The organism is Sporosarcina sp. Y1011, assembly GCF_057669885.1.
The window spans coordinates 245,564-267,673 of record NZ_JBYHFP010000001.1 but is presented as its reverse complement, the minus strand read 5'-3'; the positions used below and the strand labels follow the sequence as shown (position 1 = coordinate 267,673).

Genomic DNA, 22,110 nt, shown 5'->3' with positions numbered 1-22,110 from the left:
AATAGAAAAGTTGTGTTTTATCTCAACCACACTTCACAGATGAATGTACCTCCCACGACTGAAGTCACGGGTTTCAGGGTTAGTGCTATCGCACATTGACCACTTGAGGCTGGGAACACACAGCCGCTATACCGTTAGCGAATGCTTTCGGCACTACTTTTCTTAGGATGTTTGCTGCACCATTAACATCCGCATTTATTAAAAAGTTATTTTTAGTACGGTAAATACCGCGTTTTAATCTTTTCCCACTGAATACTTGTTTGACATTATCCCCCGATTTGTAGGTCGGAATAATGTCTTCATCTACAAAACTTGCCTGTGATGTGTAACTTTCTTCAATTACAATTACTGAAATGCCCTCAGCATTCGCTTTGTAACTGATTAATTCTATTAGCAGTGAGTGTGGCACTTGGACAAAGTTTTGATTATTTCTTTTTCCTAATTCTATTTTTTGTTTCCACCCCACATTCTTGCCAATAACAATTGCATCAATGTTTCTTTCTACGGCTATTTTCACGATATTGAAACTAACTTTATGGAAAAAGTCTTTGATTTGTCTATGTCTTGCGGAATCTAATTTTACTAACTTTTTGGAATGGAAGTTTCCTTCTCTTGGTTTTTGTCCGTTACGAAGAGCAGCGTAGTAATATGCACGCATTTTGTTGTACCACTGATTGATGGATTTTACTTTACCGCCTTTAAATAGGACTGGGACATGCTCTGTATTAAAAACTAGCGCTGCAACGTTATCAAGTCCTAAATCAATGCTCATGCATCGTTCCATTTTGGCGGATAATTGTTTTTTCGTCTCGATTAAAAACACTAATTCAACAGTAAAACAATTGTGCCTGGGTATGATTCTCACTTGTTGAAATTTGCTAACTTACCGATATTTATTTTTCTTTTGGTTTTTGGAAAGCTCAGGAATTTACCGTCTTTAATTTTGCAAATCTGATTCGAAAGAGTTGATTCTTTCCTGCCTCCTTTAGGTAGGTAACCAGGAATAGAAGGTCTAGTCCTATATTTTTCTGAATTCTTTTTGAAGTCTCTCAAACTTGCGAAAAAATTAGTCCAATTTTGCACGACATTTCTAAGAACTTGTTGATTTATCTGACCTGGCAACGAATAATAGTCTTTTTGTTTAATTGTTTTAAATAGACAATCCAGAAAATTGTAACCTAAGAAGGATTTTTCTTTTGAAGGTAACTCAAATAGGTTTTCCTTTATTTCTTTTTGTTCGTCTTTTGGTTTCATTTGTTCTTTTTCTAATTTCTTGCTATATGCTCTTTGTTGATTTGCATTCATTTTAACAATATTGTCACGAATTGTGTTCATTACTTCTATTTGTAAAGGTTGTAACACACCTTCATTGTTTAAAGAAGTGTATACCTGCCTGATAAAGAAATTTGTCGTGTTATACAAGTTATTACTATTTAGACAAAGTTCATCGAAATAAGAAGATATTCTATGTCCTTTTTTAATGTTGATTTGAAAAGTTCGGTAATCTTTTTTCAGTTCCATATTTTCTCACCGCCCTTCGTAAGAACATTCTACCAAATAGAACGTCAGTTCGTCATGTGATATCACTTTATAACGAAAAAAAGAAAGCCAATTCATCCCACGACTGAAGTCACGGGTGTTCTCGGCTTAATCATAAAGCTAATAATATTGGATGGAGGAATTATTATGAAAAGTGAAATGTTAAAACTTAAAATTGAATTAAAAAGAAAAGACATGTATAAAAAAGCAAAAGATTTAGGATTCACACATCCAGAAGTAGTAAATTGCAGTCAAGAATTAGATGTATTACTTAATAATTATTTGGATCAAGCTGCTCATTAAAAGGAGGAATATTTATTAATCTAATTTCAGTACTCTATAAAGCCAGTCAGAGAAATATCAAATTCTTTTTGATTGGCTTTATTGTTCACCTTCTCTAAGCAGTAAACACTGCCCCCTACTACAGCCCATTTGATGTCACCGCTGCGCCCTTAGCCATCCAAGTACATACAATACTTTTCTTGCTCTTCCACCATTATCCCAATCAAATTCGCTAAACCGCACATTCATTATCGTTGTACTATTTCGTTTATAATTTACTTTGTCGGCGTAAAAAGCTAATGCGCTTCGTAACCTCTCGTTTTCCTGCTGCCATTGCCATTCGTGATTTACAATCCTCACCCTTTCAAAGTTTCATAGACTCAAGTAGAGTTTGCGAAGTGGTGAGCTATTAGGGTTACAATGGGGCGAGATAGACTTCGAAAAGAAAACTCTTGCAGTAAACCGTCAAAAATCAAAGACAGGTCTAGGCCCACCTAAAACAAGCAGCAGTCTCAGGACGATATTTTTGGATGACGTTACCATCGGCATACTAAAAGAGTATAAGCAATGGCAAGATGACAATAAGGAAGAGAATCTACATTATAATGTTTCCGATTATGTAATGGTGAGCGAAACAGGAAAAGAATTCTATTATTCTCAACCTCAATACTTAATGATGATGCTACTCAAAATAGCAGGTCTCCCCCCTCGCCAATCTACTCATTTACTTAGACACACCCATGCGGTATTATTGTTAGAGGCTGGCGTCTATATAAAAACAGTGAGCCGAATTTTAGGGTACAAAAATATTCAAACAAGCTCGAACGTGTATCTGCACGTTTCGGACAACCACGAGAGAAATTCTATGAAAAAATTTGAGGACTACCTAGAATTATAGTAGCCGAGGGGCAAATTGGGGGAAAGTCATCATCCTTAACGCCTGAAAGCCTTATGTGTCAGTACTTTACAAGCCTATTGCAATAATAGGATAGATTTCAGGAGGTTGATTTACTTGAGCAAACAGAAAAAGAACCGAATTAATTTAATAGAAGAGAATTTGGACAGAATGAAAAAAACGAAATGGGCAAAAGGTATGCGCATATCATCTAGTGTCACCTGGAACCTTTTCCTTATATTCTTAGTAGTTGGTATAACGTTTACCGTTTTTGTCGGTTCAGTTGGTGCTGGTTATTTCGCTTCATTGGTAGCTAAAGAACCGCTCCGCTCTAAAGAGGATATGCGGGATGCAATCTTCACGTATGAAGAAACGTCTGAACTTTATCTTGCTAACAATGTATATATCGGAAAGATAAACTCTGATTTAGAGCGCAAAGAAACGAAGCTTGAAAGTGTATCACCTTATGTCATCGATGCGGTATTCGCCACAGAGGATGAATATTTCAAAGAGCATAACGGTATTGTTCCTAAAGCAATTTTCCGCGGGCTTTTCCAGGACGTTACAAATTCAGATAGTCAGACTGGCGGCTCGACACTGACCCAACAGCTTATTAAAAACCAGGTTCTGACGAATGAAGTATCGTATGAAAGAAAAGCGAAAGAAATCTTACTCGCAATGAGAATTGAACATTTCATGAAAAAAGACGAGATTCTCGAAGCTTATTTGAATATTATTCCATACGGACGTAATTCAAATGGGCAAAATATTGCCGGAATTGAAACAGCAGCTGATGGTATTTTCGGCATTAAGGCTGTTGAATTAAATTTACCGCAAGCTGCATTCATTGCTGGACTACCACAGGCACCATTCGCATATACCCCTTTTAAAAGTGGTGGCGGAACAAAGGATAAAGAGTTCTTACAACCAGGAATTGACCGGATGAAAACCGTTCTATTCAGAATGAAAGAAACGGGCTACGTAACAGAACAGGAATATAATGAAGCAATTGCCTATGACATTACGAAGGACTTCCGTCAGCCTGTTCAGCGTGCGAATGAAAGATATCCTTATTTGACACAAGAAATACAGAACCGCACAGTCGAAATACTGGCGAAACTAATTGCCGAAAAAGATGGGGTCGATCCTAATCGCTTACCGAAAGAAAAAAAATTACTTGAGAAGTATTCAATACTTGCGAATCGATCCATGAAAAATGATGGTTTTAGAATTTATTCGACTGTCAATAAAGATTTAAATGACAAAATGAATGACATCGCCAATTCCTTTGAGCATTACGGTTTCACATATACACGAGAAGTGAAAGACGCTGATTCAGGAGAAATTGAATTAGTGGAAGATCCAGTCCAGGTCGGAGCAATGATGATTGAGAATAATACAGGTAAAATTCTTTCATTCGTTGGAGGACGCGATCATTCAAAAGAAGCAATCAATCATTCAACACAAGCTTTCAGACAAAATGGTTCTTCTATGAAGCCATTGCTCGTCTATGCTCCCGCAATTGAATACGGTGTAATCGGTGCCGGCAGTCCCGTCGTCGACGTCAAATTCTATAAAAAAGAATCCAATGGTTCCGTCTGGTCTCCAAACAACTATACAAAAACGATGGAACTAGGAATCGTTCCAGCAAGAGATGCACTTTCTAAATCATTAAATCTTGCTACTGTACGATTATACAATGACATTATCGACAGAAGGCCTGCTGATTTCCTAGGAAAAATGGGTTTTTCAAGATTACAACCCGGCGATTATTTTAATCTATCAGCATCTTTTGGCGGAACTAGTGAAGGCGTAAGTGTTGAGGAGAATACAAATGCATTTGCAACATTTGCAAATGATGGACAGTTCGTCGATGCCTATCTCATTGAGAGAATTGAGGATATGGACGGGAATCTCATTTATCAGCACAAAGTGGAACCTGTTGATGTTTTCAGTGCCGCGACAAGTTATATCGTTACAGACATGCTCCGAGATGTGCTGAAGCAAGGTGGAACAGGCTCTCAGATTCCAGAATATCTAAATTTCTCTCCAGATTTAGCTGTAAAAACAGGTACCACTCAAAATTATGCAGATTCATGGATAATGGGATATAATCCAAATGTCTCAATGGGGGTCTGGCTGGGATATAAAGACCTTAAAAGAGGTCTTTATAGTGGTTCAAGAAGCGGCGCGATGCACCCTACTAAAAGGACTAGCATGTTGTTTGCCAGACTAATGAACGCAGCCAATGAGGTAGCACCTGAAACTATCGGGGCCGGTACGAAATTTAAACGACCAGAAGGTGTTGTCGACAGATCATTTTGTGGTATTTCAGGACTTGCGCCTTCAGCCGCATGCTCATCTGCCGGCCTTGTAAAAACAGATTTATTTAATTCAAAAGCAATGCTGCCTACTAAGCCTGATGACAGCATCACTTCATCATCCTATGTATCTGTTAAAGGAACGAGATATCAGGCATTACCATCTACGCCTGGCGAATTTATTACAGCTGGTGGTACCGGTGTGAATCAAGTTTATATTAATCGCATGCTTGGATCTTTAAAAGGTGATGCTTCAAAATTGTTCCCTGCGAACTCTTTATTCGCATCTCGAGTTGTTTCGGGTGCTATATTTAACGCGGATAACGTTGCACCAGCGCCTGTAAACGTTTCAATAAATGGATCAACGCTGGTATGGAATGACTCTCCATCCAATGATGTGATTGGATATTACGTTTATAGCGGTGGTACCAGAATCGGAACAACCAGAGACTTATCTTCAAATGCTTTTTCTGTTGGTCCAGGCTCTTATACAGTAAAAGCTGTTGATATTACCGGCAAACTTTCGGCCGATTCAAACATTATCAGTATAGGTGCACCTAAACCCGTGGAGGAAGTTGTTGAAACTCCAACTACTGAAAACGTAGCACCACCTGTTACTACTCCTCCGGAAAACGATGAGGTCGAAACACCTCCAGCAGACGAAGGTGAAGGTGAAGATGGAGATTCTGGTGATTGATTTGTAATATATAAAGTCACGTCTGTTGATTAACCAAAAATAACTAGTAGAAAATTCAATCAAACACTGGGCACTACGTGTATAGTTGCTTGGGATCGCTATGAATTGAACAACTTCTATGCCATTATCGAGATTTCTTACTAAGTAGGGATGCGACTTCGTCGCATCCCTACTTATTTTTTTGGTAATCGTATAATGTTTGTTCACCCAGCGCTCTCCAAAGACACGGCTACAAGATAGTTCCGAAGCTTTTCGGACGAAAGAATAGCACGTTGCTCACCTGGAGAGGAGCGGCCAAAGATACAATTTTGGTCGCTCAAGCCTTCTACTACCGTATCTCTTTTTTTAGTTTAAGGAAGTGTCACTTTCTTATAAAGCATCACATAGTCTTTGCTAAAAGTTAGCAGAGAACACAATGTACAACGTACTAGAGTGCCCGAAATTACATCTTCGGGCACTTACAATCTTTAAAGTAGCTCATCTATTCTTTTTTTAAAAGCAACTGCATTTTTCACTTGAATATTGTAGGTACGCGGCAGGCTATTATTCACAATAGGATAACCGAATAGAGTGTGGCTAGAAGTGACTCCGTAACTTCTAGCCACACTTGCCTCTCGGTAAAACTGTCGTGATTAATTTACCGATAGCGGGCCGGAAATAGTCCAATAAAAATGACTTATATCAAGCTCTTCTCGCTAGCGTTTTATGCAAATTAATGGTTAATCAACAGAAATGATGTAAAGTATACCTGTAATCTAAACACCTATTCACGAGGTTAACGAATAGTACTTTTTCAAAAAAAGAGCTTGTCCGCTATTATTTCTAGCGAATAAGCTCTTTTTATTAAGTAAATTGATATTAGTCCTCCATCGTCGACAGGTCACCTGTCGGCAAATTAAGTTCCCACGCTTTCAGTACACGACGCATAATCTTGCCACTTCTCGTTTTCGGCAACTTATCCTTAAATTCAATTTCACGCGGCGCAGCATGTGCAGCCAGTCCTTTTTTAACAAACTGACGAATGTCTTCTTTTAGTTCCTCCGTAGGTTCATAGCCGTCATGAAGCGCGACGAAAGCTTTGATAATCTCTCCACGAACTGGATCAGGTTTACCAATAACACCCGCTTCGACAATCGCAGGGTGCTCAAGAAGTTTACTTTCCACTTCGAATGGCCCCACCCTTTCCCCACTAGTCATGATTACATCGTCGACTCGTCCTTGGAAAAAGAAATAACCGTCCTCATCGATATATGCTGAATCACCGGAAACGTACCATTCATCGTTAATAAAATAAGAATCATATTTCTCCTTATTGTTCCAAATTTGACGCATCATTGCCGGCCAACCTTTTTTAATCGCTAAATTCCCCATATGATTCGGAGGGAGAACTTTTCCTTGATCATCAATAATTGTCGCTTCGATTCCAGGAACCGCCTTGCCCATCGAGCCAGGTTTAATAGGCATGCATCCGAAATTACATATTGTTTGGGCACCTGTTTCTGTCATCCACCATGTATCGTGAATGCGTAAGTTAAATGCTTCCGACCCCCAGCGGATGACTTCAGGATTTAGTGGCTCACCGACCGAAAGAATGTGGCGGAGTGTTGAATGATCGAAATTACGTAACGGACCTTCTCCAACGCCCATCAACATCCGGAATGCAGTCGGAGCACTGTACCAGACTGTGACGCCATATTCTTCAATTGCACCGTACCAGCCCTCAGCGGAGAATCTTCCGCCAAGAATTAGACTCGTAGCTCCGGCAAGCATAGGGCCAAAAATACCATAAGCTGTCCCTGTCACCCAACCCGGATCTGCTGTACACCAGAAAACATCCTCGTCTTTCAGATCAAGTACCCAACGTGTTGTCTGCAATTGTTGTACCATTGCTTCCTGAACGTGCACGACTCCTTTTGGTTTTCCCGTTGAACCGGACGTGTAATGAAGAAGAGTAGGATCCTCTCTATCCATCCACTCAACCTGGAAATACTGCGAAGCATTTTTCATATGTTTGTTAAAATCAACCACAATTCCTTCTTCTACAACATTTTCTCCAACAATAAAAATCGTCTTCAAATGTGGTAATCTATCGACTGGAATTCTTTCAAGAAGTTCTGGAGTTGTAACAATTGCGCTTGCTTCACTATCCGACAATCTGTCATAGACAGCGCCTTCCATGAATGCCTCAAAAAGCGGTCCCACAATAGCACCCAACTTTAACGAACCCAATAGTGAAAAGTACAATTCAGGTGAACGTGGCATAAAGATGAAAATCCGATCCCCTTTCTTAAGCGGTGATTGATTGCGCAATACATTTGCGGCTTTATTAGACATTTTTTTCATTTCATTATACGTATATGTCTCTTTTCGTTCAGTATCTTTGAAATAGAGAGCAACTTTGTTTTTTCTATAGGAATCTGCGTGGCGATCCACTGCTTCGTGTGCAATATTCATGAGACCGCTTTCAAACCAGCTGAATTCCTTCTCTGCATCTGCCCAATTGAATTGTTCGACTGTACGATCGTAATCTTTTAACTGATAATCTCCCTGAATTACAGGCACCGTTTTCATAACCATTCATAACACCCTTTCAAAATACATTTTATAAATATCATTCTACCTTACTTTAAACCTGCCTGTCTAACTAATTTAATTTTTCCAATAGTTCCGGCTTTTTTGTTAATCAACGGACTTCTCTCTATCGTATTTGTTGTATACTAGGAGTAGGTTAAATCAATTAATGGGAGGTGATCCATTTGGAACATATAAAAACTTATAATGCAATGGAAATTAAACATAAAAATGGCAATATCGTTGTTGAAGGACCTATTACCGCTGCCTATCTCTCAAGTCTCGACTTTCATGAAGGGCTTGTTGCATTCAGGCCTCCTGCCCAGCAACATAAAGCATTAATTGAGATTGCAGCACTTCCGGAAGGACGTATTCTAATCGTCCGTGACGCCAATCAAATTGTAGGTTACGTCACTTATTTATATCCTGATCCCCTGGAGCGATGGTCTGAAGGGAAAATTGAAAACTTAATCGAGCTTGGAGCAATTGAAGTCATTCCGAAATTTAGGGGTGCTGGTGTCGGAAAAACACTATTGCGCGTTTCAATGATGGATGATGCCATGGAAGACTATATCATTTTAACGACTGAATATTACTGGCATTGGGATTTGAAAGGTACAAAGCTTAACGTATGGGAATACCGAAAAGTAATGGAGAAAATGATGAATGCGGGCGGATTGGAATACTATGCAACCGATGATCCAGAAATTAGTTCCCACCCCGCCAATTGTTTGATGGCGCGCATCGGTAATAGAATTGATCAAGATTCCGTCCAAAAGTTTGACGGTTTACGGTTTATGAACCGATTCATGTATTGAAAATTGGGAGGGTAAATGAATGCTAATTGAAGAAATAATGAAAAAAGATGTCATTACATTGTCTCCGGAGAACACAGTAAATGATGCATTACATACCATGCGGGTAGAGAAAATACGACATTTACCAATTTTGTCGTCAGACGGTACAGTAGTAGGTATCGTTTCGGACCGTGACTTGAAAGAGTTTGTACCATCTTCAATTTACGAAATAATGGATAATAGTTATTATGATACACCACTAGCGAAAGTAATGACGAAGCATCCTATCACAGGTCACCCGATGGATTTCGTGGAAGAAGCAGCTGTTATCTTTTACGACAATAAAATCGGGTCCCTCCCCATTGTCTCAAACAATAAGCTGGTCGGTATTATTACCGAAACGGACTTACTATATAAATACATTGAATTGACGGGTGCTCACCAACCTGGTTCACAAATTGAAGTAAAGGTTCCAAATACACCTGGTATTCTTTTCGAAGTATCGAAAGTGTTCCACGAACAAAATCTAAATGTATTGAGTGTACTTGTCTACCCTGATAAAGAGAACGAGGCAAATAAAGTTCTCGTAATTCGGATTAATTCAATGAATCCACTTAAGGTTATTAAAGGATTGAAGGATAGTGGTTTTGATGTCTTATGGCCAAATGTTCCGGGCATCGACATATGAAGAAGGATGCCGTTTTTATTTTTTCAGAAGAACAGCTTGAATACTCTTTTTCAGATACGCATCCATTCAATCAAAAAAGAATTTTATTGACACTCGATCTTTTAATGAAGTCGGGAGCTATTCAGGAAAGCGATATCATTGCGCCTCGCATGGCAACAGATGAAGAGTTGCTTCTTGCGCATGACCAGAAATATATTGAAATTGTAAAGAAAGCAGGTAAAGGGGAATTGCGTGAGGATGTCGGGCCTATCTATGGCATCGGCACAGAGGATACCCCCATTTTCCCCAATATGCATGAAGCCAGTGCAATGTTGGTCGGAAGTACTTTGACAGCAGTCGATGAAGTAATGCAGGGTCGTTCTAAATATGCGCTGAACTTAGGCGGCGGGCTGCATCATGGATTCCATGGTCGTGCTTCCGGTTTTTGTATATACAATGACAGTTCGGTTGCTATTAAGTATTTACAAAGCAAATACGGTGCACGTGTACTCTATATTGACACCGATGCACACCACGGTGATGGTGTGCAATGGAGTTTCTATGATGACCCTACAGTTTGTACACTCTCCATACACGAGACCGGTCGCTACTTGTTTCCTGGGACAGGGGCGATTACAGAACGCGGCAACGGTGCCGGCTATGGCACTTCCTTCAATTTCCCGATTGACGCTTTTACGGAGGACGAGTCTTTCCTTTCCATTTATAGGACAGCCATGAAAGAAGTGACTGAATTTTTCAAACCCGATGTAATTCTTACCCAAAATGGTGCTGATGCACATTATTTTGATCCGCTGACACATTTGTATGGAACGATGAACATTTACAAAGAAATTCCCCGTGTTGCTCGTGAAATCGCTGAAGAATATTGTGAAGGACGATGGATAGCTGTAGGCGGAGGCGGATATGACATCTGGCGAGTCGTACCAAGAGCCTGGGCTCATGTCTGGTTAGCGATGAAAAATGAATCTGCACCTACAGGTCCACTTCCTAAGGAATGGCTGTCAAAGTGGCAGGAACAGTCTCCAGTTACCTTAGTTCCAACATGGGAAGACCCCATACCACTTTATGAACCGATTCCTAGAAAAGCAGAAATAAATGAAAAAAATGCGCACATGCTCAGTCGTGCCTTACATGTAATTCGAAATGAAAAACTGAATAACTAGATAATCGAGCGACTAAATAATAGTATTAGGACTCTAGAAGGTAAATTACTATATTTTTCTTTTTTCATAATGCAATTCTATATAATTTTCTTAGTAACAAAAAAGGACAATCTTTCTCAAACGGATGCATCCGTTTGAAAAGAGTGTCCTTTTTTCACTTTATTAAATTACGATCTTCAAGCCTAAAAGGTAAAATAACCTGTTGTTCTTCAACTTCTTCTTTGTTCATCAATTTTGTCAAAAGACGCATTGATACAGCCCCTAAATCATAGAGCGGGACGACAATTGAAGTTAATTGAGGTCTTACAACCCTAGCTAATATCGAGTGTTCAAAACAAATGATTTCATAATCACCTGGTGCAGACAGTCCTGCATCCACAATTGCATTTAACAGACCAACAGCGATTGCATCACTTCCTGCAATTATTGCCGTTGGTTTTCCAGGTAATTCACGAATTTGTTTCCAGCCTTCATATGCACCATCGTATGTATTTTCCATTTCTACAATGTATTGTGCATCTACCATAATATTTTTATCTTGAAGCGCTCTAATGTATCCAGCCTTTTTATTAATTCGGTTAATATCCTTTGAGAATGGACCTGATACAAAAATAATCTTTTCATGACCATTCTCAATCAGTTTATTGACCGCCTCATACGCAGCTTCCTGGTAGTTGATGTTCACTGTTGCTAATTGATTTTCCACATCAGACGTCCCGGCCAAAACTATTGGTACATTGGCTTTTGACATTTCAGTGCGCACTTCATCGGAAATTGAATCACTCATAAATATAAGTCCATCTACTTGTTTACCAAGGTGGTCTTCTAACAATTCGACTTCCCTATCTGAGCTTTCATCGGAGTTTGAAAGAATTATATTATATTCATACATTGTCGCTACGTCCGCTACTCCACGGGAAAGCTCGGAATAAAAGCTTTTAGAAATGTCAGGGACAATCACACCGATTGTTGTTGTTTTCTTGCTGGCAAGTCCTCTTGCTATTGCATTAGGGCGATAGCCTAGCCTTTCAATACAATCGAGCACTTTTTTTCTAGTTGCGGGTTTTACATTCTGATTGCCATTAACGACACGGGAGACCGTCGCCATTGAAACGTTTGCCTCCCTGGCTACGTCGTAAATCGTTATAGCCATTTGCCTTTCTCCTTCCATACTCATACTTACTTTATGTATTCAAAACGCCGGAACCTATTAGGTCCGGCGTCTACTCAAGAGATTGTTGTGTGCGTGTTCATGAATTGCTGAATTGCTTCGTAAAATTCATCGAACTGTTGCAGATCCATCTGTTGTGCAGAGTCGGATAATGCTACAGCCGGATCTGGATGCACTTCAGCCATTACGCCATCTGCGCCTACTGCTATCGCAGCTTTCGCCGTTGGAAGTAACAAGTCTTTTCTACCTGTTGAGTGTGTTACATCAACAAAGACCGGCAGATGTGTTTCCATTTTCAAGATTGGAACAGCAGAAATATCTAATGTATTGCGAGTTGCCCGTTCATATGTACGGATACCGCGTTCACAAAGGATGATTTGGCTATTGCCTTTTGAAATTATATATTCAGCTGCATGAATGAATTCATCGATTGTAGCTGCTAATCCACGTTTTAAAAGAACCGGTTTATTAATCATACCTGCTTCTTTCAGCAATTCAAAGTTTTGCATGTTACGTGCACCGATTTGGACAACATCGATATATTCAAGAGCTTCTTCTAGATGAGAAGGTGTAATGATTTCCGTTACAACCGAAAGACCTGTTTCATCAGCGACACGTTTCAGTATTTTTAAACCTTCAAGACCGAGTCCCTGGAAATCATATGGCGAAGTACGGGGTTTATATGCGCCGCCTCTAATCATTGTCAGTCCTTTTGCTTTGATAGACTGTGCAACGGCTAAGACCTGCTCATATGATTCAACAGCACATGGACCATAAATGAAAGATGGTGTTCCATCACCAATTTTATGTCCATTAATGTCTACAATCGTATCCTCCGCTTTTCGTTTACGGGATACAAGCAATGCATTGCGCTGTTCATCTTCTTGTATTTCAAGTGCTGACATGAAAATACCTTTAAAAATCTGTTCAAGAACTCCGTTAGGTAACGGACCATTGTTAGATTCTTTCAGGAAATTAAGCATTTCACGTTCACGTAGCGGATCATATCTGTTTACACCTTGCTTTTCTTTAACTTTCCCAATCTCTTTGACTACTGTTGTTCTTTCGTTAATCAAATCCAATACTTTGACGTTCAGCTCGTTAACACGGCCGCGTAATTCATCTAAATCATGTTGTCTCATCAGTCCGTCTCCTCCCCGCACATATAATTCCCTTTCAGTAGAGAAGAATATATGTTACATTTTTGATAATAGACCTATTATAAAGAAGACTATTTGAAAAGTCACGTTATTTCTACTTATTCTTCTAAATACGTTACATTTAACGACAGAAAGGGTGAAAAGTTCTGGCTACCACATTATTTGCGCTCGATATCGGAACACGTTCCGTCGTGGGAATCATCCTAACAGAAGACAAGGGAAACTTCCATGTAGCTGACCTCGTTTCAATTGAACACATAGAGCGTTCAATGATTGATGGACAAATACATAATATTTTAAGTGTTGCAGGAGTCATAACTGATATTAAAAAACTACTTGAGGAACGGCATGGTCCTTTAAAACGGGTTAGTGTCGCAGCTGCGGGCAGAGCGTTGAAGACTTCAGAGGGATCAATGGCTGTCGATATTTCAGAAAGGTCACTTATTTCCTCTGAAGATATCAATCGTCTGGAACTTGCCGCAGTCCAGCAAGCCCAACAAAAACTATTGTCCTCAGATGCTGTTACAGCAGATGACTATTATTATTGTGTCGGCTATTCGGTCCTTCATTATAAGCTTGAAGGTGAGGTAATCGGTAGCTTGATTGAACAGGCGGGAAGGTCAGCATCTGTCGACGTTATCGCCACTTTCCTTCCTCGCGTAGTTGTTGAATCTCTTCTTTCAGCACTCAAACATGCCGGTCTCGAAATGGAAGCATTAACACTTGAACCGATAGCTGCTATCAATGTCCTGATTCCGCCTTCCATGAGGCGTTTAAACATCGCGCTTGTCGATATAGGTGCGGGTACATCAGACATCGCAATCACCGATAACAACACCGTTGTCGCTTACGGCATGGTACCCGTTGCGGGGGATGAAATTACTGAAGCATTAAGCAATCATTACTTATTGGATTTCCCGTTAGCTGAAAGCGCAAAAAAAAGAATTTCCACAGATGAAATTGTAATCATGACTGATATTCTAGGCTGCGAGCAAGAAGTTGAATCCAGTGAAGTAGCTGTTATTATCAAGCCTGCTGTAGATTTACTAGCAAAATCGATTTCAGGTTAGGTCAAACGACTTAATAATGCAAAATCACCGAAAGCAATCATGCTTGTGGGTGGCGGTAGCTTAACACCCGGACTAGCCAAAGAAATTAGCATATGTCTAGATTTACCTGAAAACAGAGTCGGGATCCGCGGACTAGATGCACTTACTGGAGTCACTTTAGAGCCTAGTATCGTTTCTTCACCTGAATTAGTAACTCCGATTGGAATCGCTATTGCTGCAAGAAGAGCGCCAATCCAATACATGTTAATATCTGTAAACAATAAAGTGCTTAGACTATTTGAATTGAAGGAAATGACTGTCGGAGACGCGCTTCTTGCGGCAAATATTAAGGCCCGCCAATTATATGGAAGCCCAGGTCTCGGGATGACCGTCACGGTAAATGATAATGACATATTAATACCTGGCGAGCATGGTACCCCTTCAATTATTCTGTTAAATGGCTTACCTGTTAGTACAAAAAAACCGATTACAAACGGAGACATAATCGAGTTGATGCCTGGTATTAACGGTTTAGATGCATCCGCTAAAGTAAGTGATCTTCTCGAAAATTTGATACCCATCAATGCATCAATTGATGGAGTTCCTATCAAATTGGAACCATCCATTCATATTAATGGGTTTTCTAGAAGTATACACACCCCTATTAAAGATCGAGATAAGATTTCTGCTTCCCATACTAAAACACTCGCAGCAATATTAGAAAATACCGATCATAGTAATTTTTTAGATAAAAATACATTCACATTAACAGTCAATCAGAAACCAGTCACATTGAAAAGAAAGACTGCTGAACTTTTCGTCAACGGGATTCCCGCGCGACTTCAACAAGTTATCAATGAGGGTGACGAAATTAATATACAAATCCATCCTTTTCCAACAGTGGATGAAGTAATTTTAGAAATAGGAAAAAAAACGAATGATATCATAACGGTTTTTTTCAATAACGAGGAAGTTGCGATTCAAAAACAGCGACTTGCTATTACTTTAAATGGACTTACTGTTCAAGGTTCCCAAACTACAAAACAAGGCGACCGTCTCGATTTTGTTACATTGACTGAAAGTCCTATCCGCTTCAGTGATATCTTTGCATTTACCGATTATAGTATGCCTGAAAATTCGCCAAGCCAGTATCAGCTGCTACGAAACAGCAAACCAATTGGATTCAACGATCCGATAGATGGCGGAGATATCTTGGAGATTGTCTTCACATAAAAAGTCCGTCTACCTAAATTGGGTAGACGGACTTTCTAAAGTACAGTTTTTTATTTACCAAGCGTGTCTGATACATAATTCTGGTTTGTGATTTTATCTTTCCCAAGATTCTCGCTGTTGCTATACGCAACATCGCTATTACCTGTTTCAGCCTTTTCAGCGTCGTTAGAAGACTTAGCAACTGCTTTTTGCAATGCATCTGCAGTAGCAGTCACTTGTTCTTCACCAGCCTCATATGCATCCTCTAATTTCGTTTTAGCAGTATCTATGAAATCAACCGATTCTTCTCCTTCGGAGGATGCTGTTCCATCATCCATCGGAACAGAAGTTTTTGATTTCATCGATTTTACTTTATCGACCAGTTGTCCTGATTGCTCCTGAATTGTTTTTGAAAATTCTCCAGTTTTCTCTTTTGCAGCTGAAGTCAATCCCGTTGCTTTTTCTTTTGCCACTGAACTGATTTCAATACTTTTATCTTTTAAGTGTGACGCCTGTGTTGTAAGATCTCCACGCATTTCACTTCCTGATTTCGGTGCAAGGAAAAGTGCTGCCGCAGCTCCTATCACTCCCCCGACTAATGCGCCGGCTAGGAAACTACCTGCTCCTGAACTTTCTTCATCTTCATAAAAAGAATTGGTATAGACTCGATTGTGATCATAATTTGCCGGCAAGTAAGACGGCTCGCCATAAGAATTCTCATATTCTTTGCTGCTCCCTGAATTGTAGTCTTTGTTGGAATTAGGGTCATTATAGTTCGGTTTCACTTTGCGGTCTTCATTCATAATCGATTCCTCCTATTTTCAAATACAGTGTCATGTTTTAACCTTTTCCTATTAACGATCAATAGGGCTGGGTAATCTTTTTTGTCCAGGTACAGGCGTATAAGCTGTCCAACCAGTACTGCTTGTCTTTCGTTCTTTCAGCTTATCCATTATGCCCATAACTACACTGCTCCATTGAACGACCTGGACAATCTTATCGCTGTTTCGTTCTGCTTCAGTAGTTATGTTGGCGGAAACCCGACGAACGGAAGAGTTAAGATCCGTCACGGACTCACCTACCCCTTTCATAGCATCCACTACTGTGTTTAACTTTTCTGCTTTCAACTGAATGTCTTCGGCAAGGTTGTTGGTTTTATGAAGAAGCTCTGTCGTTTCAGTTGTTACTCCTTCAAGTTGTGAGGTTAGCCCTTCCATCGTTTCAGAAACACCCTTTAATGTGTTCTTCAATGAGAACAGTGTCATTGCTAGGCTTACGCATAAAATTAAGAATGCGATTGCAGCGACAATTGCCGCTATGTACAGAAGATTTTCCAAGGCACTGCCTCCTTCAAATGCTCATATATCTTTGTATACCCTTTTTCGGGACAAAGTAAACGTTATGTCTCTAGAACTACTTCGACACAAATCTTCAATTTCCTTCATGGTAACGAAAATCAATTTAACAAAATACACGTCTTAGTGTTTTTACAAACGGAAAAAACAGCCAATCCCGTAGGATTAAGCTGTTTCCTTTGTTTCGATAAATGATTTGAATGCGTTCAAGTATTTCTGAACATCACCCGCACCCATGAATAAATAAACTGCTGGGTTATTCATTTCAAGTTCTTCGATATTTTCGAGTTCCAGGTGTTTAGCGCCTGGAATCTTACTGATTAAATCATTAATGGTTAGATTTCCAGCTTCTTCACGTGCTGATCCAAATATATCACATAGATAGATGTGATCAGCAGTTGAAAGACTTTCTACAAATCCTCCCATAAGGGCTGCCGTTCTCGTAAATGTATGCGGTTGAAATATAGCTACAATTTCTCGGTCCGGATATTTCTGCTTAGCTGACTGTAATGTCGCCTGAATTTCAGTCGGATGGTGAGCATAGTCATCTACAATAATTCTACCTTCCGTTTCAATTACAGTAAACCTTCTTTTCACACCATTAAAAGTAGATAACCTTTCTTGGATAATCGATGCTTTAACCCCTTCATAATGACAAAGAGCGATAACACCAAGTGAATTTAAGATTGCATGATCCCCAGCTAGCGGAATTGAAAAAGTGTGATAAAATTCATTGCGTACATAGACATCGAATGTCGATCCTTCTACCGTTTTGGTAATATTATTAGCTGCAAAATCATTCGAATCATCAAACCCATAATAAACGACAGGTACATTTGCTTGAATTTTTTGCAGGTGCCTATCATCACCACAAGCTATCAGGCCTTTTTTCACCCGCAGCGCCATCTCTCCAAAAGCATCCATCACATCCGCTAAATCTTTAAAGTAGTCAGGATGATCAAAATCGATATTCGTCATGATTGCATAATCAGGTTCATATGCAAGAAAATGGCGTTTGTACTCGCATGCTTCGAAGACAAAGTATTCACTATCTACTGGACCGCTGCCAGTACCATCTCCTATTAAGTATGAAGTGGGTGAATGTCCGGATAATACATGGGCAAGTAAACCAGTAGTCGACGTTTTACCGTGTGACCCCGTCACTCCGACAGAAATGAATTTTTTCATATATTGGCCTAAAAAGTCATGGTAGCGAATAATCTCGAGACCTAGCTCTTTTGCTTTAACAAGCTCCGAATGACTGTCAGGAAAAGCATTTCCTGCAATAATGATCATTCCTGGTTTAATATTTTTTTCATCAAATGCTAAAATAGGTATTTCTCTTTCATGAAGTGGATCTTCTGTAAAAAACCATTTTTCTACATCTGAACCTTGTACCTCATGGGCAGAATCATGGAGTATCTGTGCAAGCGAACTCATTCCGGATCCTTTAATGCCAGTAAAATGAAACAACGTCATATTGAAACCTCCCGGGATCATTTCTGTTCCCCTTAATTAAAACTAATTATCTTTTTCCGAATTTCATGGACTATTCTATTATACCTGTACTTCATCAAGCAGGTTATTATTCCTAACGTTCTGTAAGCTGCTCTAAATCACTCTCTGTTAAAAAAACATCCCGTGCCTTACTACCTCGCTGACCTGATATGAAACCGTTCTTTTCCATTCGGTCAATCAGTTTGGCAGCCCGATTATAGCCTATGCTGAAATTGCGTTGTAATAATGATGTAGATGCACTGCCTGTTTCATGAATAAAGAGACAAGCCTCTTCGAAAAGTGAATCGCCTTCTTCTTCTTCAATACTACTTGCGAGAAGTTCATCTTGACCAAATAAATACTCGGGTGACGCCTCGTTCTGTACGTGTTCTATTATACGTTCTATTTCCTCGTCCGTGACAAATGTACCCTGCAGACGAACATTTGAAGATTGTCCGTTTCCAATATAAAGCATATCTCCTTTTCCAAGCAGTCTTTCCGCTCCAGGAGAATCAATAATTGTTCTTGAATCAATTTGGGATGAAACTGAGAATGCAATACGTGTAGGAATATTTGCTTTAATTGTGCCCGTGATTACATCGACAGAAGGCCGCTGAGTGGCGATGATTAAGTGAATACCACATGCACGTGCTTTCTGTGCGATGCGACTAATCGACACTTCAACATCTGCCGGCGCAATCATCATCAAATCGGCAAGTTCATCAATTACAATAAGCAGATAAGGCATTTTCAATGAGAACCTGCGACTTTCTACAACTGCTTTGTTATAACGTTCAATATCCCTGACGCCTGCATGAGCAAGTAACTCATACCGTCTTTCCATTTCTGCAACTGCCCATTTCAAAGCAGCAGTTGCTGCTTTGACGTCTGTAATTACTGGGCTGATTAGATGTGGAATACCATTAAATGGTGCAAGTTCAACCATTTTTGGATCTATAAGCATCATTTTCAAATCTGTTGGTGTAGCTTTGTAAAGCAAACTCACCAATATCGAATTAATGCAGACGGATTTACCTGAACCTGTAGCGCCCGCAATCATCCCGTGCGGCATTTTCCGTAAATCCAAGGTTACGGGTGTTCCCGTCAGACTTAGACCAAGCACAGCCTCTAAAGGTGAGGAAGATGTTCTAAACTGATCTGTTGCGATAACCTCGGATATCCTAACTGCTCTCGTCTTTCGATTCGGGATTTCGATACCGATGGAACTTCTCCCTGGAATTGGCGCTTGTATCCGAATGTCTTCCGCTGCAAGCGCAAGTTTCAAGTCATCGGTCAAGTTCCTTACTTTGCTTACTTTTGTACCAACTCCGACAGTAAGTTCAAAACGAGTAACTGTCGGACCTTGCATCGCTTCAATGACAGTTGCCTTGACCGCAAAATGAGACAACGCTTCCTCAAGTTTTCCCGACTGCGATTCAAGCCATTCGGTGTCCTCGATTTGTGCTTCGGGTGGAATCAGATAGTCAAGTGATGGAAAAGCGTAATATGGCTCTTCCTCTTCTTTATTATCGCTATCTATTCTGTCTGGATTGATTAAACTTTTTTCTCGTGGGTCAAGTATTGGTTCGTCAGGTTTTACATCTTTTTTCATTACAGTATCATTTTTAATAACCTTTTTCGGATTATCAGCTATTACTGACTTCATTTTCTCTTTATCGGATTTCAGCATCAATACATTAAAAGGAACAATGCGTTCTTTTATTTTTTCTGGATATTGTTCTACTGTCAATTCCTCTGTAATAGGATGCTCCGTCATTTCTGTTAACTCAGTATTAGTATGTTCCGGTGTGCCTTTAATAATTCCTACGAAGTCTTCTTCTGTTACTCTAGATTCTATTTCAACAACTTCAACTTCAGGAATCTCTGTAACATCTGCTGCTGCTTCCGAAATCACATCTTCTACTATTCTTGAGTCCATTTCAATGAGTTCATCTTGAATATTTACTTCAACTGTTGACTCCGTATTAACAAGCTCAGCTTGAGTATCTACTTCAACTGTTGACTCCGTTTTAACTAGCTCATCTTGAGTATTTACTTCAATTATTGATTCCGTATTAACAAGCTCAGCTTGAGTATCTACTTCAATTGTTGACTCCGTTTTAACTAGCTCAGCTTGAGTATTTACTTCAATTATTGATTCCGTATTAACAAGCTCAGCTTGAGTATCTACTTCAACTGTTGACTCCGTTTTAACTAGCTCATCTTGAGTATTTACTTCAATTATTGATTCCGTATTAACAAGCTCAGCTTGAGTATCTACTTCAATTGTTGACTCCGTTTTAACTAGCTCAGCTTGAGTATTTACTTCAATTATTGATTCCGTATTAACAAGCTCAGCTTGAGTATCTACTTCAACTGTTGACTCCGTTTTAACTAGCTCATCTTGAGTATTTACTTCAATTATTGATTCCGTATTAACAAGCTCAGCTTGAGTATCTACTTCAATTGTTGACTCCGTTTTAACTAGCTCAGCTTGAGTATTTACTTCAATTATTGATTCCGTATTAACAAGCTCAGCTTGAGTATCTACTTCAACTGTTGACTCCGTTTTAACTAGCTCATCTTGAGTATTTACTTCAATTATTGATTCCGTATTAACAAGCTCAGCTTGAGTATCTACTTCAATTGTTGACTCCGTTTTAACTAGCTCAGCTTGAGTATTTACTTCAATTATTGATTCCGTATTAACAAGCTCAGCTTGAGTATCTACTTCAACTGTTGACTCCGTTTTAACTAGCTCATCTTGAGTATTTACTTCAATTATTGATTCCGTATTAACAAGCTCAGCTTGAGTATCTACTTCAACTGTTGACTCCGTTTTAACTAGCTCATCTTGAGTATTTACTTCAATTATTGATTCCGTGTTAACAAGCTCAGCTTGAGTATCTACTTCAACTGTTGACTCCGTTTTAACTAGCTCATCTTGAGTATTTACTTCAATTATATCGGTTCGATCAGGCACAATTTCTTTTTCCGATGATGCTACTATAAACGCTTTCTTTTCATTCCCTGGCAACAGTTGCTCTTTGTTAATATTTTCAACTTCAAAATTCAGCGGTTCCTGTTTCATGTCTTCCACAATAATTGATTTCGACGCTGACCTCCCAGGGTTTGTGTATCCATAAACGGGAGAAGGTACTGCAGTCGGTGTAAATGGTTTACTTGAACGTTTCTGGACGGTCGTACTTGCTCTCGAAGGTAATTTGTCTTTATTCGTTTTATCCGGTGGAGAAGAAGGTCTTTTAACTACTTCTTTTCCCTTTCCATACTTCAATGCCGATTCAGACCTATATACATTTACAGGTCTAGTATCACTCGGCCATTTATCGTTCTCATAAAGTGGTTTTGTTTCATAGCTATCAATCTCTTCTTTTTCCATATGAGGTTTAGATTCAGGTTTTTCATGTTCTTTCGTTGGTCCATCATCCCAGCCATAAATTTCTGCATCCGAGATAATTGGAAAACGAAAGGATGCACTATTCTTTCTGTCTAGTTTATGTAACGAATCCTCAATTTCACTTTTTTCATAATGTACATTTTCTTGTTCGTTAATTTCATCCGTTCCAAATAACCTGCTAGTAATCTTTTTAAACCAACTCAAGACTATCACTCTTTTCATGTCAATCACTCTATTTTAACAGTACTGACACGACTAAATCAAATCAATAACATAAATAAGAAAAACGTACCAT

General features: G+C 39.4%; 15 protein-coding genes and 1 pseudogene. 8 read left to right on the top strand and 8 right to left on the bottom strand.

The features are described 5' to 3' along the window. Window positions 1-85 precede the first annotated feature (85 nt). Window positions 86-1,521, bottom strand: a pseudogene (locus AC25Y5_RS01340) (RNA-guided endonuclease InsQ/TnpB family protein). Window positions 1,522-1,686: 165 nt separating this feature from the next. Between AC25Y5_RS01340 and AC25Y5_RS01335 the strand changes: the two are divergent. The 3 genes from AC25Y5_RS01335 to AC25Y5_RS01325 all read left to right on the top strand — a co-directional run bounded on the left by AC25Y5_RS01335 (window position 1,687) and on the right by AC25Y5_RS01325 (window position 5,734). After that, a complete protein-coding gene (locus AC25Y5_RS01335; RefSeq protein WP_482099814.1) occupies window positions 1,687-1,842 on the top strand; it encodes a Spo0E family sporulation regulatory protein-aspartic acid phosphatase in 156 nt (51 codons plus the stop codon). A gap of 370 nt (window positions 1,843-2,212) precedes the next feature. Beyond that, window positions 2,213-2,719 (top strand): tyrosine-type recombinase/integrase, encoded by a 507-nt coding sequence (locus tag AC25Y5_RS01330; protein WP_488138744.1) that lies wholly within the window; start codon window positions 2,213-2,215, stop codon window positions 2,717-2,719. A gap of 168 nt (window positions 2,720-2,887) precedes the next feature. Beyond that, on the top strand, window positions 2,888-5,734 hold the full coding sequence (locus AC25Y5_RS01325; protein WP_488138914.1) for a transglycosylase domain-containing protein: 2,847 nt from the start codon (window positions 2,888-2,890) through the stop codon (window positions 5,732-5,734). An 858-nt stretch (window positions 5,735-6,592) separates the two neighbouring features. Here AC25Y5_RS01325 and acsA read toward each other — a convergent pair. Further along, on the bottom strand, window positions 6,593-8,311 hold the full coding sequence (gene acsA / locus AC25Y5_RS01320; RefSeq protein WP_488138743.1) for an acetate--CoA ligase: 1,719 nt from the start codon (window positions 8,309-8,311) through the stop codon (window positions 6,593-6,595). Window positions 8,312-8,490: 179 nt separating this feature from the next. On the opposite strand from acsA, the gene AC25Y5_RS01315 reads away from it, so the two are divergent. From AC25Y5_RS01315 to AC25Y5_RS01305, 3 genes are read left to right on the top strand one after another with little or no spacing between them, the layout of a single operon-like run. Further along, the gene (locus AC25Y5_RS01315) at window positions 8,491-9,123 is read left to right on the top strand and encodes a GNAT family N-acetyltransferase (RefSeq protein ID WP_488138742.1); all 633 of its coding nucleotides are present in this window, start codon (window positions 8,491-8,493) and stop codon (window positions 9,121-9,123) included. A 19-nt stretch (window positions 9,124-9,142) separates the two neighbouring features. Beyond that, entirely contained in the window at window positions 9,143-9,790 is a 648-nt protein-coding gene (locus AC25Y5_RS01310; protein ID WP_488138741.1) for an acetoin utilization AcuB family protein, read from the top strand. Beyond that, on the top strand, window positions 9,760-10,953 hold the full coding sequence (locus tag AC25Y5_RS01305) for an acetoin utilization protein AcuC (protein ID WP_488138740.1): 1,194 nt from the start codon (window positions 9,760-9,762) through the stop codon (window positions 10,951-10,953). The genes AC25Y5_RS01310 and AC25Y5_RS01305 overlap by 31 nt, the downstream gene beginning before the upstream one ends. 154 nt (window positions 10,954-11,107) lie before the next feature. On the opposite strand, the gene ccpA is transcribed toward AC25Y5_RS01305, so the two are convergent. Together ccpA and AC25Y5_RS01295 are read right to left on the bottom strand one after the other, a co-directional pair. Then, the gene (gene ccpA, locus AC25Y5_RS01300) at window positions 11,108-12,106 is read right to left on the bottom strand and encodes a catabolite control protein A (RefSeq protein WP_482099823.1); all 999 of its coding nucleotides are present in this window, start codon (window positions 12,104-12,106) and stop codon (window positions 11,108-11,110) included. A 74-nt stretch (window positions 12,107-12,180) separates the two neighbouring features. Beyond that, window positions 12,181-13,266 (bottom strand): bifunctional 3-deoxy-7-phosphoheptulonate synthase/chorismate mutase, encoded by a 1,086-nt coding sequence (locus tag AC25Y5_RS01295; RefSeq protein ID WP_482099824.1) that lies wholly within the window; start codon window positions 13,264-13,266, stop codon window positions 12,181-12,183. A 209-nt stretch (window positions 13,267-13,475) separates the two neighbouring features. Between AC25Y5_RS01295 and AC25Y5_RS01290 the strand changes: the two genes are divergently transcribed. Together AC25Y5_RS01290 and AC25Y5_RS01285 are read left to right on the top strand one after the other, a co-directional pair. Further along, window positions 13,476-14,354, top strand: a complete 879-nt coding sequence (locus AC25Y5_RS01290; RefSeq protein ID WP_488138739.1) for a cell division FtsA domain-containing protein — start codon at window positions 13,476-13,478, stop codon at window positions 14,352-14,354. A 39-nt stretch (window positions 14,355-14,393) separates the two neighbouring features. Beyond that, window positions 14,394-15,566, top strand: a complete 1,173-nt coding sequence (locus AC25Y5_RS01285) for a hypothetical protein (protein ID WP_488138738.1) — start codon at window positions 14,394-14,396, stop codon at window positions 15,564-15,566. Between the two features lie 50 nt (window positions 15,567-15,616). Here AC25Y5_RS01285 and AC25Y5_RS01280 read toward each other — a convergent pair whose 3' ends face one another. From AC25Y5_RS01280 to AC25Y5_RS01265, 4 genes are all read right to left on the bottom strand, one after another. Beyond that, complete coding sequence (locus tag AC25Y5_RS01280; RefSeq protein ID WP_488138737.1) at window positions 15,617-16,348, bottom strand: YtxH domain-containing protein; 732 nt, start codon at window positions 16,346-16,348, stop codon at window positions 15,617-15,619. 51 nt (window positions 16,349-16,399) lie between these two features. Next, entirely contained in the window at window positions 16,400-16,882 is a 483-nt protein-coding gene (locus AC25Y5_RS01275) for a DUF948 domain-containing protein (RefSeq protein ID WP_482099827.1), read from the bottom strand. Window positions 16,883-17,065: 183 nt separating this feature from the next. Beyond that, window positions 17,066-18,379: a UDP-N-acetylmuramate--L-alanine ligase gene (gene murC, locus AC25Y5_RS01270; RefSeq protein ID WP_482099828.1), complete on the bottom strand. Its 1,314-nt coding sequence runs from the start codon at window positions 18,377-18,379 to the stop codon at window positions 17,066-17,068. A gap of 112 nt (window positions 18,380-18,491) precedes the next feature. Further along, window positions 18,492-22,037 carry a DNA translocase FtsK gene (locus AC25Y5_RS01265; protein WP_488138736.1) on the bottom strand — a complete coding sequence of 1,182 codons (3,546 nt, stop codon included), beginning with the start codon at window positions 22,035-22,037 and terminating at the stop codon, window positions 18,492-18,494. Between the last annotated feature and the right edge of the window lie 73 nt (window positions 22,038-22,110).

Excerpts from the sequence above, each read along its gene's own strand:
- AC25Y5_RS01310 (WP_488138741.1), top strand. The coding sequence starts at position 9,143 with ATGCTAATTGAAGAAATAATGAAAAAAGATGTCATTACATTGTCTCCG.
- AC25Y5_RS01305 (WP_488138740.1), top strand. The coding sequence starts at position 9,760 with ATGGCCAAATGTTCCGGGCATCGACATATGAAGAAGGATGCCGTTTTT.
- AC25Y5_RS01280 (WP_488138737.1), bottom strand. The coding sequence starts at position 16,348 with ATGAATGAAGACCGCAAAGTGAAACCGAACTATAATGACCCTAATTCC.
- murC (WP_482099828.1), bottom strand. The coding sequence starts at position 18,379 with ATGACGTTGTTTCATTTTACTGGCATTAAAGGATCCGGAATGAGTTCG.
- ccpA (WP_482099823.1), bottom strand. The coding sequence starts at position 12,106 with ATGGCTATAACGATTTACGACGTAGCCAGGGAGGCAAACGTTTCAATG.
- acsA (WP_488138743.1), bottom strand. The coding sequence starts at position 8,311 with ATGGTTATGAAAACGGTGCCTGTAATTCAGGGAGATTATCAGTTAAAA.
- AC25Y5_RS01325 (WP_488138914.1), top strand. The coding sequence starts at position 2,888 with ATGAAAAAAACGAAATGGGCAAAAGGTATGCGCATATCATCTAGTGTC.
- AC25Y5_RS01295 (WP_482099824.1), bottom strand. The coding sequence starts at position 13,266 with ATGAGACAACATGATTTAGATGAATTACGCGGCCGTGTTAACGAGCTG.
- AC25Y5_RS01335 (WP_482099814.1), top strand. The coding sequence starts at position 1,687 with ATGAAAAGTGAAATGTTAAAACTTAAAATTGAATTAAAAAGAAAAGAC.
- AC25Y5_RS01285 (WP_488138738.1), top strand. The coding sequence starts at position 14,394 with ATGCTTGTGGGTGGCGGTAGCTTAACACCCGGACTAGCCAAAGAAATT.
- AC25Y5_RS01265 (WP_488138736.1), bottom strand. The coding sequence starts at position 22,037 with ATGAAAAGAGTGATAGTCTTGAGTTGGTTTAAAAAGATTACTAGCAGG.